Below are 14564 nucleotides of genomic sequence, written 5' to 3' on the forward strand. Positions count from 1 at the left end.
CCGGACATCACGCCCGTAACTTCCTTGACGCTGCCCGCAAAACTGGGAAGGCTGGCGTGCGGCATGCGTATCACTGGGGCACGTGTGGCGGGGGGCGAGCGCCCCGGCTCGTACGCACTGCGTACGGCCGGTTCGGTCACGCCGCCCCCGAAGCGCCACCGCCCCGTGCATAGCTGCTCCATTGACGAGATCGGCTACTGGGGGTAGCAGGCAATGACGAACAAGACGCGGCTGCGCGTTGCGCGAATAGCGGCCGGCGCGATGATCGCCGCGGGCGCTTCGCTGACGGCCGCCGGCGCGGCTTCGGCCGCCGGTGTCGGAGTCGACGTTCCCGGGCTCGGCGTGAGTGTGGACGTCCACACCGCCGCCGGCGACCCGACGTCCGGCCCGACCGAGATCCCGCAGCCCACCACTCCCGGTGGCACCACGGGCGGCAGCACGACCGGTGGCAGCACGACGGGCGGCGGCACGACGGGTGGCGAGACCACCGGTGGCGGTACGACCGGCGGTGGCACCACGGGTGGTGGCACGACCGGCGGCGAGACCACGGGCGGCGGCACCACCGGCGGTGGTACGACCGGCGGCGGCACGACGGGTGGCGAGACCACCGGCGGTGGTACGACCGGCGGCGGCACCACGGGCGGTGGCACGACCGGTGGCGAGACCACGGGCGGCGGCACCACCGGCGGTGGTACGACCGGCGGCGGCACGACGGGCGGCGGCGAGACCACCGGCGGCGGCACCACGGGCGGTGGCACGACCGGCGGCGGTACGACGGGCGGCGGCACGACGGGTGGCGAGACCACCGGTGGCGGTACGACCGGTGGCGGCACCACGGGCGGCGGTACGACCGGTGGCGGCTCCACCGGCGGCAGCGGCTCCACCGGCGGCGACCACGGCACCTCCGGCGGTTCCACCGGCTCGACCGGCGGCGATCACAGCGGCTCCGTCGCCGGCGGCGGCACCGGCGGTGGCAGCGGCCAGGGCGGCGACGACGCCCGTACCTGCCCGGTGGACACCGACGGCAACTGCAACACCAGCCCCGACAGCGCCGGCTCGCAGCCCGTTCAGCAGGGCAAGCCCAAGGAGGAGCTGGCCCAGACCGGTGAGCTGGCCCAGACCGGCGCCGGTCAGACGGCCTTCCTCGTGGCCGGTGCCGCGACGATGATCGCGGGTGGCATCGGCTTCCGGATGCTGCCGCGCCTGATCAACCGCAGCACCGCCGCCTGACGACGGCGAGCACCGCACACGCCCGAGGCCCGGGACGCTTCCGCGTTCCGGGCCTCGGCCTTGCCGTATGCAGTCGCTCCACTACCCCGCGAAACCGCGAACGAGCGCCATCACCGCGACGAGCGCCACCAGCAGCACGATCAGTGCCGTCGGGGTCAGCCCGCCGAAGATGCCTTCCTGGTGCTGCAGCCGCTCGCGGCTCGCCCGGCAGACCGGGCACCGGCCCTCGCTGACGGGGGCCGCGCAGTTGGCGCACACCAGTCGGTCGCATGTCATGCGATGTCCTCCTCCGGTACGTCCAACGCGCGGGAGCGCTCTGCGGTTCCCCATACCACTGTGCCAGCTTTCCCGCCGTTCGGCGCGTGCGGCCCCGCAAACCGGGAAACGGAGGCCAATTGTCCAGGGTTTGTCCCCGATGGTGCCGGTAATGGTGGCGCTAACCCCGGATGCCGACTGCGCGTACACGGGCGGTTCGGTATGGTCACGCACACCGACGGGCGCCGTGAACGCGGCGTTCCGTGCCGCTCTCCAGGTCGACGCGTGGTGCATTCGTGATCCGATTCGACAACGTCTCCAAGTCCTACCCCAAGCAGAACCGTCCGGCACTCCGGGACGTCTCGCTCGAGATCGAGAAAGGCGAGTTCGTCTTCCTGGTCGGTTCCTCCGGTTCCGGGAAGTCCACGTTTCTGCGGCTGCTGCTGCGCGAGGAGCGGGCCAGCCACGGCCAGGTCCATGTGCTGGGCAAGGATCTCGCCCGGCTCTCCAACTGGAAAGTGCCGCAGATGCGCCGCCAGTTGGGCACCGTCTTCCAGGACTTCCGGCTGCTGCCGAACAAGACCGTCGCGCAGAACGTCGCCTTCGCCCTCGAGGTGATCGGCAAGCCGCGCGGTGAGATCCGCAAGGCCGTCCCGCAGGTCCTGGAGCTGGTGGGGCTGGGCGGCAAGGAGGAGCGGATGCCCGGCGAGCTCTCCGGCGGTGAGCAGCAGCGCGTCGCGATCGCCCGCGCGTTCGTCAACCGCCCGATGCTGCTGATCGCCGACGAGCCCACCGGAAACCTGGACCCGCAGACGTCCGTCGGCATCATGAAGCTGCTCGACCGCATCAACCGGACCGGCACCACGGTCATCATGGCCACCCACGACCAGCAGATCGTCGACCAGATGCGCAAGCGCGTCATCGAACTCGAACAGGGCCGTCTCGTGCGCGACCAGTCGCGCGGCGTCTACGGCTACCAGCACTGAAAGGCAGTGAGAGGACGCCATGCGCGCCCAGTTCGTCCTGTCGGAGATCGGCGTCGGTCTCCGCCGCAATCTCACGATGACCTTCGCGGTCATCGTCTCCGTCGCCCTGTCGCTCGCCCTGTTCGGCGGTTCCCTGCTCATGCGTGAGCAGGTCAGCACGATGAAGGGCTACTGGTACGACAAGGTCAATGTCTCGATCTTCCTCTGCAACAAGATCGACGCCGAGTCGGATCCCGCCTGCGCCAAGGGCGTGGCGACCGACGAGCAGAAGAAACAGATCAAGGCCGACCTGCAGAAGATGTCGGTCGTCCAGAGCGTCCAGTTCGAGACGGCCGACGAGGCGTACAAGCATTACAAGGAGCAGTTCGGGAAATCCCCGATCGCCGGCTCCCTCACGCCGGACCAGATGCAGGAGTCCTTCCGCGTCAAGCTCAAGGACCCGTCCAAATACCAGGTGATCTCCAGCGCCTTTTCGCAGCGCCCCGGCGTGCAGGTCGTGCAGGACCAGAAAACCCTGCTCGAAAACCTCTTCAACCTGCTCAACGGCATGAACTACGCGGCGCTCGGCGTGATGGGCCTGATGCTGGTGGTGGCCCTGATGCTGATCGTCAACACGGTCCGCGTCTCGGCGTTCAGCCGTCGGCGGGAGACCGGGATCATGCGGCTGGTCGGCGCGTCCAGCTTCTACATCCAGATCCCGTTCATCATGGAGGCCGCCTTCGCCGGTCTGCTCGGCGCGGGCTTCGCGTGCGTGCTGCTGGTCGGCGGCCAGTACTTCCTGGTGAACAACTGGCTCGCCCACCACATCGACGTCATCCAGTTCATCGGCTGGGACGCGGTGCTGGCCAAGCTGCCGCTGGTGCTGGCCATCGGCCTGCTGATGCCCGCCCTGGCGGCCTTCGCGGCCCTCCGGAAGTACCTCAAGGTCTGAGCGCCGCTACCTCAACAACCTTCACATGCCAAGGGCGCCGTGCGGTCAACTCCCCGTGCGGCGCCCTTCGGTGTCCTAGACTCACGCGCATGCCCGGCCCGACGATGTTCGTTCCGCCGCGCCGCGTCCGCCGCGGGGCGGCCCTGACATTGGTCTTCGTGGGTGTGCTGACAGCGGGTGCCGCCATGGGCTCCTGGGGCGACGAGGCACAGGACGGCCGGACTCCGCCGGGCCGGCACACCCCGCCCCGTACCGCCGCCAGGGCCGTCGACCGCAGCGCCCTGGAGGCCGCGGCCGAGGAGGCGGCGCAGGACGGCCGGTCCGGTTCGGAGGCGGCCTCCGAGGTCCTCGACCGCAGCGGTGACGCCTGGGGCGCCGTCTACAGCCGCCGCGAGTACGAGGGCTTCGCGCTCGCCCTGGACGGCGCGTACGTCGGGGTCGGCCTGACCACGCGGCGCGCGGGCGGCGGCCGGATGGAGGTCGACAGCGTCCGGCCGGGCGGCCCCGCCGAGCGGGCCGGGGTCCGGGCCGGCGACCGGATCCGCACCGTCGACGCCGTCGACGTCACCGGCCGCCCCGTCACCGAGGTCGTCTCCCTGCTGCGCGGCGACGGCCGGTCGCTCGCCGCCTGGCCCGCCGCCGCGCCCGGCACGGCGGTGCGCGTCGGCCTGCAGCGCGGGGACCGGCGGTGGGAGCGGACGATGCTCCGGGAGCGGCTGGCCACCGAGAGCGTCGAGGTCGGCCGGCTGGGCGGGCCCGGAGCCGGCGGGACCCCGGCGACCCTGATCAAGGTGGCGGCGTTCACCAAGGGCACCGGCGAGCGCGTCCGCGACGCGGTACGGGCCGCGGCGCCCGGCGACGGCGTGCTGCTGGACCTGCGCGGCAACTCCGGCGGGCTGCTCGCCGAGGCCGTCACCACCGCCTCCGCCTTCCTCGACGGCGGCCTCGTCGCCACGTACGACGTCCACGGCCGGCAGCGGGTCCTGCGGGCCGAGCCGGGCGGCGACACCCGCCGCCCGCTGGTCGTCCTCGTCGACGGCGGCACCATGAGCGCCGCCGAGCTGCTGGCCGGCGCCCTGCAGGACCGCGGCCGGGCGGTCGTCGTCGGCTCCCGCACCTTCGGGAAGGGGTCCGTGCAGATGCCCAGCCGGCTCGCGGAGGGCTCGGTCGCCGAGCTCACCGTCGGCCACTACCGCACCCCCTCCGGACGCTCGGTCGACGGCTTTGGAATCGCTCCCGACCTCGTGGCGCGCGACGACGCCGAGCAGCGGGCCCGCACAGTATTGGGTGGCCTCGGGGGTGGGTCGTAGTGCGAGAATGGCCGCGCTATGGCTAAGAAAGAGAAGACGGGTCGCAAACTGGTCGCGCAGAACAAGAAGGCGCGCCACGATTACCACATTCTGGACACCTATGAGTGCGGCATGGTGCTGACCGGCACCGAGGTGAAGTCGCTGCGCCAGGGTCGTTCCTCGCTGGCGGACGGCTTCGTCCAGATCGACGGCGGCGAGGCCTGGCTGCACAACGCCCACATCCCCGAGTACGCCCAGGGCACGTGGACCAACCACAGCGCGCGCCGCAAGCGCAAGCTGCTGATGCACCGGGCGGAGATCGACAAGCTCGACTCGAAGTCGCAGGAGACGGGGCACACGATCGTGCCGCTCGCCATCTACTTCAAGGAGGGCCGGGCCAAGGTCGAGATCGCTCTGGCCAAGGGCAAGAAGGAGTACGACAAGCGGCAGACGCTGCGCGAGAAGCAGGACACGCGCGAGTCGAACCGTGCCATCGCCGCCGCCCGCCGGCGGCAGCAGGCCCAGCGGGCCCAGCGGGGCTAGCCCCTCCCGGGGAATTCGCTGGCACCCTCGTGCGTTGGTCACGTACGATGGGCTCACAGCACACCGGCTGGTAACCGGTGCGCAGCTTGAAAACACAACATGGGGATGATCGGTTTCGACAGCGGATGTCGAAGCAGGGGAAGCGTGTCGAGGAAGCGGCAATGATCTCGTAAACCATATGTCGCAACCAATAATCGCCAACACCAAGCGCGATTCCTTCGCCCTCGCTGCCTAAGTAGCGACTTGCGAAGTGTCAGCCCGGGGCTGTTCCCGACCCGGATCCTGGCATCAGCTAGGGGACTAAACCACTAGACCCGGTCACGGGGTCTGGTGGGAAATCAAACAGTGACTGAGCCCGTCGGAGACTTGTTCGCGTGATCTCCGGGGCCGAGAAAATCGCAGCGAACTGCACACGGAGAAGCCCTGATTCTGCACCGTTGGACGCGGGTTCGATTCCCGCCATCTCCACGGGCGGACGGGCGGACTGTGCTCGCAAAGAGCGCGAGCACGGTCCACCCGTCCCATTTCTGGGGGCATGACCCCCAGGCCCCCTCATCCCATGTTTCATGTGAGGCGAAGGCCCCACCGCCCAGGCGGTGGGGCCTTCGTCGTTTCCCTCCGGCCGCCCCCGGGCAACCGATGGCGCGGGGCGGGCCTCTTACAGGGGGACCAGGGGGCGACCGAGGGGGCCCGGTGAAGTGGACACGGACAGTGGCCGGCGTCGCGGTGGGCACGGGTGCCCTGTGGCTGGGCGCGGCACCGGCCGCCGTCGCCGACGAGAGCCCCGGCGCGGCGCACCTCCTGCTCAACGGCGCCTTCGACAACCGCCCCGGTGAACTGATCGACATCGATGTGCGGGGCCTGCGCGAGCGGGGCGGCGTCACCGTCACCTCGCCGGTCTTCCGTCACCCGGTGCAGTTGGTCCCCTACGGGCACGGCGACCGCGGCCACCACGCGCGGCCGGCGATCGCGGGGGACGTCGAGCCCGGTACGTATCCGCTCACCGTCCGCGCGGGCGGCCGGGTCGTGGCCGAGGACCGCGTGGAGGTCCGGGCCCCGCGCCCGGCGACGTTCCGGGTGAGCACGCCGGACGACGTGCTGCGGCCCGGCGAGCGGCTGGGCCTGTCCTTCGACGACCTGCGCCCCGGCGCGCACGGCGAGACCTTCACCGCCGCCTCGGCGGCCTTCCGCTCGAAGGTGCGGCTGACCCATGACCCCCGGGGGCCGCACTGGAACAACCCCCGGATGTTCACCGCGCTCGTCGCCCTGCCCCTGGACGTCAAGGACGGTACGTACAAGGTCACGCTCACCGGCCCCGACGGCAGCCCCGTCCAGGAGCGGCCGCTCGTGGTCCGCGCCGCCCGGCCCGGCGACCGCGACTACGTCGGCAGGGCGCGCGGCCCGGCCTTCTTCGCCGCCGCGGGCCGCCCCGCCGCGGCCCGCACGCACGGCCACAAGGTCGCGGCGGGCGGCAGCGTCAACGTTCTGTGGCGCGACGCCTCTCCCGACCCGGGCGAGGACGAGCGCCTGATGGCCACCTCGCCGGCCTTCGAGGGCCCCGTCCCGCTCCGGCGCGACGACAGCAAGGCGGCCGACGGCGCGATGCCCCGCTACGTCGGGCCGGCCCGGGTCCGCACGGGCCTCGCGTCCGGCCGTTACCCCGTCACCGTCATCAGCCACCACGGCCGGGTCAAGCGCACCGGCCACCTGCTGGTCACCGGCGCCACCGGCAAGCCCGGGGGGCCCGGCGGCCCGGGCCGTGCGCTGCTGATCGCGGGCGCGGGAGGCGCGGCGGCGCTGGTGGCGGCGGGCGCCGTGACCCTGCTGCTGCGCCGCCGCGGGCCGCGGGCGGCCGGCTGAGCCGGGCGCGCATCACTGGTGCGGGTGGCGCCGCACCGCCGGGCGATGTTGACTGCCGGGCGTGCCACACGACATAGAGCCGCGGCTGCTCAGGGCGTTCGCCGCCGTCGCCGAGGAGCTCCACTTCACCCGGGCCGCCGGGCGCCTGTTCATCGCCCAGCAGGCCCTCAGCCGCGACATACGCCGGCTCGAACAACGCCTGGGCGCCGACCTCTTCGTCCGGACGACCCGGAACGTGACCCTCACCGCGGAGGGCGCCCGTCTGCTGCCGTACGTACGGCGGGTGCTCGCCGCCCACGAGGAGCTGGCGGCGGCCTGCGCGGGCGCGGACCGGCCGCTGCTCGTGGACGTCGGCGGCCCCGTGAGCACCGGGCACCGCGTGCTGACGGCCGCCCGCCGCGCGGCGCCCGGGACGGAGCTGGTCGCCCGTCACCACGGCGGCCTCACGGGCGCCGCCGCCGGTCTCGCCGACGGCCGGCTCGACGTCTCCTTCGGCCGCTTCGGCGGCCTCCCGGAGCCGCTGCGGGCCGGGCTGTGCCACCAGCCCGTACGGCTGGAGCCGATGGCCGTGCTCCTGCGGGACGACCACCCCTTGGCCGACCGCGAGGAGATCGAGCTGGGCGCGCTGCGCGGCGAGACGCTCTACGCGGCCGCCGGCAACCCCGCCACCGCCGAGTGGACCGACCTCGCCGAGCGGCTCTTCGAAGGGCGCGGCATCGCGATCGCCGAGCCGTTCCCGCAGATCGAGGGCAAGGAGGAGTTCGTCCGCCTCGTGCGCAAGCGGGGCTGGTCGGTGCTGGCGAGCGTCGAGTTCATCGAGATCCCGGGCATGGTGCTGCGGCCGCTGGCCGGCCCGGTGCCGTTGTCGCCGGTGGCGATGGTGTGGCGCCGCGGCCTGCGCCACCCCGGGCTCGACGCCCTGCGCACCGCCGCCCGCGAGCTGGCCGCGGCACACGACTGGCTGGAGCGGCCAGCCGGGGCGTGGCTGCCGGCGGGCGACGCGGCAGTGTTCTCGAGCCCGTCCGCCGATTGAGGACCGGGGTCCGGGGCGGAGCCCAGGGAAACGGCGGGGCTTCCGGCGGCGGGCGCGGACCGGCACCCTGGGACGTGCGGGGGAACCACCCACACGGAAAAGGTGACGCATGGCAGCGGCCTCCCACGAGCTGCGGTTCGACACCGGACGGCTCTGCCTCGACCTGGTGGCCACCGCGGAACCCGCGGAGCGGCTCGACGGCCCCCGGCGGTTACGGTCCTGGCTGGTGGGGTCCCGCACGGTGCCGCCGGGCACGCCGCTCGACGCCGTGGACGCCGACTGGCTCGTACGCTTCCAGGGCGTCCGCGACCTGCTGCACCGCGTCGTGCACGGCGAGATCGCCGGCCGCGCCGCCGACCCCGACCTGGAGCGCGTCAACGCCCTCGCCGCCACCGCCCCGCCCGCCCCGCGGGCGGTCCGGGGGCCGGGCGGCCTCCTCGTGCGGAGCCTGGCCGTCGCCCCCGACTGCGGGGCGCTGCTGGGGCAGGTCGCCCGCGACGCAGTGGACCTGCTCACCGACCCCGTCGCGCGGGGCCAGCTGCGCCAGTGCGAAGGCGAGAGCTGCTCGCTGGTCTACCTCGACACATCCCGCGGCCGCCGCAGACGCTGGTGCTCCAGCGAAGTGTGCGGCAACCGCGAACGCGTCGCCCGCCACCGCCGCCGCGCCGGCGCCCAGCCCGTCAACGGCCGCGCCCTGAACGGCTAGTGGCGACCGCCACGAAAAACCTCGCCCCGCGCTGAACGCCCGGCCCGCCGGATCCGTACCCCCCGCCGGAGGGCACCGCCCACCTGACACCCCGGCGCACCCGGAACCACCGAACCGCGCTATCGACCCAGGGGGAAGGCTTGCGCAAGGATGCCGCTGTGGCTGACAGGACGAGTCCGGACGAGGACCTGATGCGGTCGCTCTACGACGAGCACGCCGGCCCCCTGCTCGCCTTCGTGCTGCGCCTGGTGGCGGGCGACCGCCAGCGCGCGGAGGACGTCGTCCAGGAGACCCTGCTGCGCGCCTGGCGCAACGCCGACCGGCTGCGCGGCGCCGCCGGATCCGTACGGCCGTGGCTGGTGACCGTCGCCCGCCGCATCGTCATCGACCACCACCGCAGCCGGCAGGCCCGGCCCCGCGAAGTCGACCCCGGTCCGCTGGAACTGCTGCCCGCCACTGACGAGATCGACCGGGCGCTGCGCCTGATGACGATCTCCGACGCGCTGCGCGACCTGTCCGACGCCCACCGAGAGGCGCTGATAGAGACCTACTTCAAAGGACGTACGGTGAGCGAGGCGGCCGACGTGCTGGGCGTTCCGGCCGGGACCGTCAGGTCCCGCGTGTTCTACGCGCTGCGCTCCCTGAAGCTCTCCCTCGAGGAACGAGGAGTGACGGCATGAACGCCGAGCACACGGCGGTCGGCGCCTACGCCCTCGGCGTCCTCGACGACGCGGATGCCGCCCGCTTCGAGGAGCACCTCGCCGGCTGCCCCCGCTGCGCCGCCGAGCTCGACGACCTCATGGGCCTCACCCCGCTCCTCGGCGAACTCGGGGAGTCCACGCCGGACCCGGAGATCCTCACCGCCGCGCCCCGCCCCGAGCTGCTGGACCGGCTGCTCGAGGACGTCGGCGCCGCCCGCCGGGCACGACGCACCCGCCGGCTGTGGCTGGTGGCCGCCGCCGTCGTGCTGATCGCCGCCGGGCCGCTGGTGGGCGCCGCCCTGACCGCACGCGACGCCCCCGACCACAGCAGCGTCAGCGCCGCCAAGGAGATGTACGAGGAGGGCGACAAGAAGGGCGCCGTCGACCCGGACACCGACGTCGACGCGACCGTCTCCCTGCAGAGCAAGCCCTGGGGCACCCACGTCGCCCTCAAGCTGGCCCACGTCAAGGGCCCGCTGACCTGCGACCTCGTCGCCGTCGGCAGGAACGGCCAGGAGCAGACCGTCACCACCTGGGCCGTCCCCGCGTCCGGCTACGGCCTGCCCGGCGCCGCCACCAAGTGGGGCAGGGAGCCCCTGTACACGCACGGCGGCGCGGCCTTCAACCGTGCCGACATCGCCCGGTTCGAGGTGCGCACGCTCGACGGCAGGCGGCTGGCGACGGTGCCCATGTGAGCGGTCCCGGGTGATCCGTCAACAGGCGACACTCGTGGCAAACCCCTCATGTCCTGACAGGTGCGCTCACTACCCCTGTTCGCGTACGGTTGACGGCTGCCCTACGCACAGCAGAAGGGGGCCTGGGTGGCCGCGCAGAACGCCACAGACGCGCAGGTGGCGACAGGACGGGCGAAGGAGCCCGACGGGGTCCGCGACCGCGAGATCGGTGCCGAACAGCACCATCTGGACCGGGTGTACCGGCGCCTCGAGGAGAAGATCCACGAGGCCGAGTTCCTCATGGACGACGCCGCCAAGCGCGGCCAGGTCGGCACGCCCGGCGCACTCGCCGAGCGGGACGCCCAGGTGTTCCGTGCCGGCGTGCACCTCAACCGGCTGAACAACGAGTTCGAGGACTTCCTCTTCGGCCGCATCGACCTGCTCCTCGGCAAGGACGGCAAGAAGGGCCCGGACGGCGCGTACACCTCCGTCGAGCCCGCCGACGACGCGGTGCGCGACGACCGCGCCGAGATCGCCGAGACGCTGCACATCGGCCGCATCGGCGTGCTGGACGCCGACTACTCCCCGCTCGTCATCGACTGGCGGGCACCGGCCGCCGCGCCCTTCTACCGCGCGACCCCCGTGGCGCCCGGCCGGGTCGTACGCCGCCGCGTCATCCGCTCCAAGGGCCGCAAGGTCCTCGGCGTCGAGGACGACCTGCTGCGCCCGGAGCTGGCCACCACCCTGGAGGGGGCCGCGCTCCCCGTCGTCGGCGACGGCGCCCTGATGGCCGCCCTCGGCCAGGCCCGCAGCCACACGATGCGCGACATCGTCTCCTCCATCCAGGCCGAGCAGGACATGGTCATCCGCGCCCCCGCCGCCTCGGTCACCGAGGTCGAGGGCGGCCCCGGCACCGGCAAGACCGCCGTGGCCCTGCACCGCGCCGCCTACCTGCTCTACCAGGACCGCAGGCGCTACGCGGGCGGCATCCTCGTCGTCTCCCCGACGCCGCTGCTCGTCTCCTACACCGAGGGCGTGCTGCCCTCCCTCGGCGAGGAGGGCCAGGTCGCGATCCGCGCGGTCGGCTCCCTCGTCGACGGCGCCGAGGCCGACACGTACGACGAGCCCGCCGTCGCCCGCATAAAGGGCTCCTCCCGCATGCTCAAGGTGCTGCGCAAGGCGGCCCGCGGGGCGCTGGAGGTGCCGCAGGGCGCCGGGGCGGTGCCCGACCGGCTGCGCGTCGTCGCCTTCGGCGCCCGCGTCGAGCTGGAGGGCGAGGAGCTGCGCCGCATCCGCAACGCCGCCCTCGGCGGGACCGCGCCCGTCAACCTGCTGCGCCCGCGCGCCCGCCGGCTGATCCTCGACGCCCTGTGGTCCCGCGCCGGCGGCCGCAAGCGCTACACCGACCCCGAACTCGCGGCCGAGGCACGGGCGGCGTTCGACGAGGACATCACCACCGAGACCGTCTTCACCGACTTCCTCGACGCCTGGTGGCCCGAGCTCACCCCGCGCCGCGTGCTGGCCTGCATGGCCGACGAGAAGCGGCTGGGCCGCTGGTCGCGCCGGGACCTCAACCCCCGCGAGGTGCGCCGCCTGGCCCGCTCGCTGAGCCGCCTGGACGCCGGGGGCCGCGGCCCGCTCTCCGTGCACGACGTGGCGCTGCTGGACGAGCTGGAGACGCTGCTCGGCGTCCCCTTCCGCCCCCGGCAGCCGCGCGAGGTGGACCCGCTCGACCAGCTCACCGGGCTGGAGGAGCTGATGCCCCAGCGCTCGGAGTCGCGCCGCGAGCGCGCCGAGCGCCTCGCGGAGGAGCGCCGCGACTACGCGCACGTCATCGTCGACGAGGCACAGGACCTGACGCCCATGCAGTGGCGGATGGTGGGCCGCAGGGGCCGCACCGCCACCTGGACGATCGTCGGCGACCCGGCGCAGTCGTCCTGGTCCGACCCGGACGAGGCCGCCGCCGCCCGAGACGAGGCGCTCGGCGCCCGCCAGCGCCGCCGTTTCGAGCTGACCGTCAACTACCGCAACCCCGCCGAGATCGCCGAGCTGGCGGGCCGCGTGCTGGCCCTGGCGATGCCGGGCATGCGGTCGCCGCGGGCGGTGCGCTCCACCGGCGTCGTGCCCCGGTTCGCCGTGGCGGGCGAGGACCTGGGCGCGTCCGTGCGCGCGGAGGCGGCGCACCTGCTGGCCGACGTGGACGGCACGGTCGGCGTGGTCGTCCCCATGGGCCGCCGGGCGCAGGCGCGCGAGTGGCTGGCGGGCCTGGGCGACCGCGTGGTGGTGCTGGGCAGCCTGGAGGCCAAGGGCCTGGAGTACGACGCGACGGTCGTGGTCTCGCCCGCCGAGATCGCCGACGAGTCCCCGGCCGGTCTGCGGGTGCTCTACGTCGCCCTCACCCGGGCCACCCAGCGGCTGACGGTGCTCTCGGGCCAGAAGGACGACCCGGACGACGCCGGGGTGCCGGACCTGCTCAGGGACTGACGCCCGACCGGTCCCGCACGGGGCGGCTCCGGCCGCCCCGGGGGCCGAACGGCGCACGCGGCCGCGCCCGATCTGACGTTCCGAGAGCGGAACGTGCCCTACCGGAATCACTTCGCGGAGCTGTTTGTTAGCCTGGTTACGGCACCGGCTCGATCCAAGCCCCCGGGCCCAACCTTAGTCGCTTCGAGCGACCACTTGCCGCGAGGCGAGCATGGCGGGTCGGTGCCGCCACAGATGTCCTGACGGGCGTCCTTCCCTGCCGGGGAGGGCGCCCGTCGGCATTTGGCCTTCTCGTATTCCGGAAGATTTCTTCCGGCATGAGGGCCTGGTTACCTCCTACCGACCGGTAGGTGGGACGATCGGATGTCTCGCGTCTCCGTGACGCGCGCCACGAGCGAAACAAGCGAAAGCAGAGGAAAGCGGCCATGGCAACGGCGCCTAGCGTCTCGTACTCGATGACGGTCCGACTCGAGGTTCCCGCGGGCGGTACGGCCGTGAGCCAGCTGACCACGGCTGTGGAGTCCTCGGGTGGTTCGGTGACGGGTCTGGATGTGACCGCTTCGGGTCACGAGAAGCTGCGGATCGACGTCACGATGGCGACGACGTCGACGGAGCACGCGGACGAGATCGTGGAGAAGCTGCGCGGCATCGAGGGTGTGGTGCTGGGCAAGGTCTCCGACCGTACGTTCCTGATGCACCTCGGTGGCAAGATCGAGATGGCGTCGAAGCATCCCATCCGCAACCGTGACGACCTCTCCATGGTCTACACCCCCGGTGTGGCGCGGGTGTGCATGGCGATCGCGGAGAACCCCGAGGACGCCCGCCGTCTGACGATCAAGCGCAACAGTGTCGCGGTGGTCACCGACGGCTCCGCGGTGCTGGGCCTGGGCAACATCGGCCCCAAGGCGGCCCTGCCGGTGATGGAGGGCAAGGCGGCCCTGTTCAAGCGGTTCGCGGGCATCGACGCCTGGCCGATCTGCCTGGACACCCAGGACTCCGACGCCATCGTCGAGATCGTCAAGGCCATCGCCCCCGGCTTCGCCGGCATCAACCTCGAGGACATCTCCGCCCCGCGCTGCTTCGAGATCGAGGCCCGCCTGCGCGAGGCGCTGGACATCCCCGTCTTCCACGACGACCAGCACGGCACCGCCATCGTCGTCCTCGCCGCCCTGACCAACGCGCTGCGCGTGGTGGGCAAGAACATCGGTGACGTACGGGTCGTCATGTCGGGTGCGGGCGCGGCCGGTACGGCCATTTTGAAGCTGCTGATCGCCGCCGGTGTCAAGCACGCCGTGGTCGCCGACATCCACGGTGTCGTGCACGCCGGTCGAGAGGACCTGGTGTCGGCCGATCCGGGTTCGGCGCTGCGGTGGATCGCGGACAACACCAACCCCGAGGGCATGACGGGCACCCTGAAGCAGGCCGTGCGGGGCGCGGATGTGTTCATCGGTGTGTCGGCGCCGAACGTGCTCGGTGGCGAGGACGTGGCGGCGATGGCGGAGAACGCGATCGTGTTCGCACTTGCCAACCCCGACCCCGAGGTCGAGCCGGCTGTGGCACGCCAGACCGCGGCGGTGGTGGCGACCGGGCGGTCGGACTTCCCGAACCAGATCAACAACGTGCTGGTGTTCCCGGGCGTCTTCCGCGGTCTGCTGGACGCCCAGTCGCGTACGGTCAACACCGAGATGATGCTCGCGGCCGCCGGCGCGCTCGCCGATGTCGTCGCCGAGGACGAGCTCAACGCGAACTACATCATCCCCAGCGTCTTCAACGACAAGGTCGCCGGAGCGGTCGCCGGGGCCGTCCGGGAGGCCGCGAAGGCCGCCGGGGCGGCTGTGACGGGCACCACGGCGGTCTGACCACGGCGCGTCG

13 protein-coding genes and 1 other RNA gene are annotated in these 14564 nt (G+C 72.7%); 13 read left to right on the top strand and 1 reads right to left on the bottom strand.

Features of this window, described 5'->3' with window-relative positions; translation table 11 throughout:
* Window positions 1-213: 213 nt before the first annotated feature.
* Entirely contained in the window at window positions 214-1230 is a 1017-nt protein-coding gene (locus ACIGXW_RS19150; protein WP_399574102.1) for a hypothetical protein, read from the top strand.
* A gap of 81 nt (window positions 1231-1311) precedes the next feature.
* Here ACIGXW_RS19150 and ACIGXW_RS19155 read toward each other — a convergent pair whose 3' ends face one another.
* The gene (locus ACIGXW_RS19155; protein WP_399574103.1) at window positions 1312-1506 is read right to left on the bottom strand and encodes a hypothetical protein; all 195 of its coding nucleotides are present in this window, start codon (window positions 1504-1506) and stop codon (window positions 1312-1314) included.
* A gap of 275 nt (window positions 1507-1781) precedes the next feature.
* Between ACIGXW_RS19155 and ftsE the strand changes: the two genes are divergently transcribed.
* From ftsE to ACIGXW_RS19215, 12 genes are all read left to right on the top strand, one after another.
* The gene (gene ftsE, locus ACIGXW_RS19160) at window positions 1782-2471 is read left to right on the top strand and encodes a cell division ATP-binding protein FtsE (RefSeq protein WP_071961958.1); all 690 of its coding nucleotides are present in this window, start codon (window positions 1782-1784) and stop codon (window positions 2469-2471) included.
* A gap of 19 nt (window positions 2472-2490) precedes the next feature.
* Entirely contained in the window at window positions 2491-3402 is a 912-nt protein-coding gene (gene ftsX / locus ACIGXW_RS19165; protein WP_071961959.1) for a permease-like cell division protein FtsX, read from the top strand.
* 89 nt (window positions 3403-3491) lie between these two features.
* Entirely contained in the window at window positions 3492-4712 is a 1221-nt protein-coding gene (locus tag ACIGXW_RS19170) for a S41 family peptidase (RefSeq protein ID WP_399574104.1), read from the top strand.
* A gap of 18 nt (window positions 4713-4730) precedes the next feature.
* Window positions 4731-5234 carry an SsrA-binding protein SmpB gene (gene smpB, locus ACIGXW_RS19175; protein WP_071961961.1) on the top strand — a complete coding sequence of 168 codons (504 nt, stop codon included), beginning with the start codon at window positions 4731-4733 and terminating at the stop codon, window positions 5232-5234.
* A gap of 101 nt (window positions 5235-5335) precedes the next feature.
* Window positions 5336-5705: a transfer-messenger RNA gene (gene ssrA / locus ACIGXW_RS19180) on the top strand.
* Window positions 5706-5927: 222 nt separating this feature from the next.
* A complete protein-coding gene (locus tag ACIGXW_RS19185) occupies window positions 5928-7094 on the top strand; it encodes a hypothetical protein (protein WP_399574105.1) in 1167 nt (388 codons plus the stop codon).
* Window positions 7095-7155: 61 nt separating this feature from the next.
* Window positions 7156-8127 (top strand): LysR family transcriptional regulator, encoded by a 972-nt coding sequence (locus ACIGXW_RS19190; protein ID WP_399574106.1) that lies wholly within the window; start codon window positions 7156-7158, stop codon window positions 8125-8127.
* A gap of 109 nt (window positions 8128-8236) precedes the next feature.
* Window positions 8237-8833 (top strand): CGNR zinc finger domain-containing protein, encoded by a 597-nt coding sequence (locus tag ACIGXW_RS19195; protein WP_399574107.1) that lies wholly within the window; start codon window positions 8237-8239, stop codon window positions 8831-8833.
* Between the two features lie 140 nt (window positions 8834-8973).
* Window positions 8974-9513 carry a sigma-70 family RNA polymerase sigma factor gene (locus ACIGXW_RS19200; RefSeq protein ID WP_071961965.1) on the top strand — a complete coding sequence of 180 codons (540 nt, stop codon included), beginning with the start codon at window positions 8974-8976 and terminating at the stop codon, window positions 9511-9513.
* Complete coding sequence (locus ACIGXW_RS19205; protein ID WP_399574108.1) at window positions 9510-10229, top strand: anti-sigma factor family protein; 720 nt, start codon at window positions 9510-9512, stop codon at window positions 10227-10229. The genes ACIGXW_RS19200 and ACIGXW_RS19205 overlap by 4 nt, the downstream gene beginning before the upstream one ends.
* A gap of 126 nt (window positions 10230-10355) precedes the next feature.
* On the top strand, window positions 10356-12692 hold the full coding sequence (locus ACIGXW_RS19210) for a HelD family protein (RefSeq protein WP_399574109.1): 2337 nt from the start codon (window positions 10356-10358) through the stop codon (window positions 12690-12692).
* A 425-nt stretch (window positions 12693-13117) separates the two neighbouring features.
* Window positions 13118-14551, top strand: a complete 1434-nt coding sequence (locus ACIGXW_RS19215) for an NAD-dependent malic enzyme (RefSeq protein ID WP_399574110.1) — start codon at window positions 13118-13120, stop codon at window positions 14549-14551.
* The last annotated feature ends 13 nt before the right edge of the window (window positions 14552-14564 follow it).

Source organism: Streptomyces sp. NPDC053079 (assembly GCF_044546695.1).
Lineage (GTDB): Bacteria > Actinomycetota > Actinomycetes > Streptomycetales > Streptomycetaceae > Streptomyces.

Excerpts from the sequence above, each read along its gene's own strand:
- ACIGXW_RS19215 (WP_399574110.1), top strand. The coding sequence starts at position 13,118 with ATGGCAACGGCGCCTAGCGTCTCGTACTCGATGACGGTCCGACTCGAG.
- ACIGXW_RS19195 (WP_399574107.1), top strand. The coding sequence starts at position 8,237 with ATGGCAGCGGCCTCCCACGAGCTGCGGTTCGACACCGGACGGCTCTGC.
- ACIGXW_RS19205 (WP_399574108.1), top strand. The coding sequence starts at position 9,510 with ATGAACGCCGAGCACACGGCGGTCGGCGCCTACGCCCTCGGCGTCCTC.
- smpB (WP_071961961.1), top strand. The coding sequence starts at position 4,731 with ATGGCTAAGAAAGAGAAGACGGGTCGCAAACTGGTCGCGCAGAACAAG.
- ACIGXW_RS19155 (WP_399574103.1), bottom strand. The coding sequence starts at position 1,506 with ATGACATGCGACCGACTGGTGTGCGCCAACTGCGCGGCCCCCGTCAGC.
- ftsX (WP_071961959.1), top strand. The coding sequence starts at position 2,491 with ATGCGCGCCCAGTTCGTCCTGTCGGAGATCGGCGTCGGTCTCCGCCGC.
- ACIGXW_RS19170 (WP_399574104.1), top strand. The coding sequence starts at position 3,492 with ATGCCCGGCCCGACGATGTTCGTTCCGCCGCGCCGCGTCCGCCGCGGG.
- ACIGXW_RS19150 (WP_399574102.1), top strand. The coding sequence starts at position 214 with ATGACGAACAAGACGCGGCTGCGCGTTGCGCGAATAGCGGCCGGCGCG.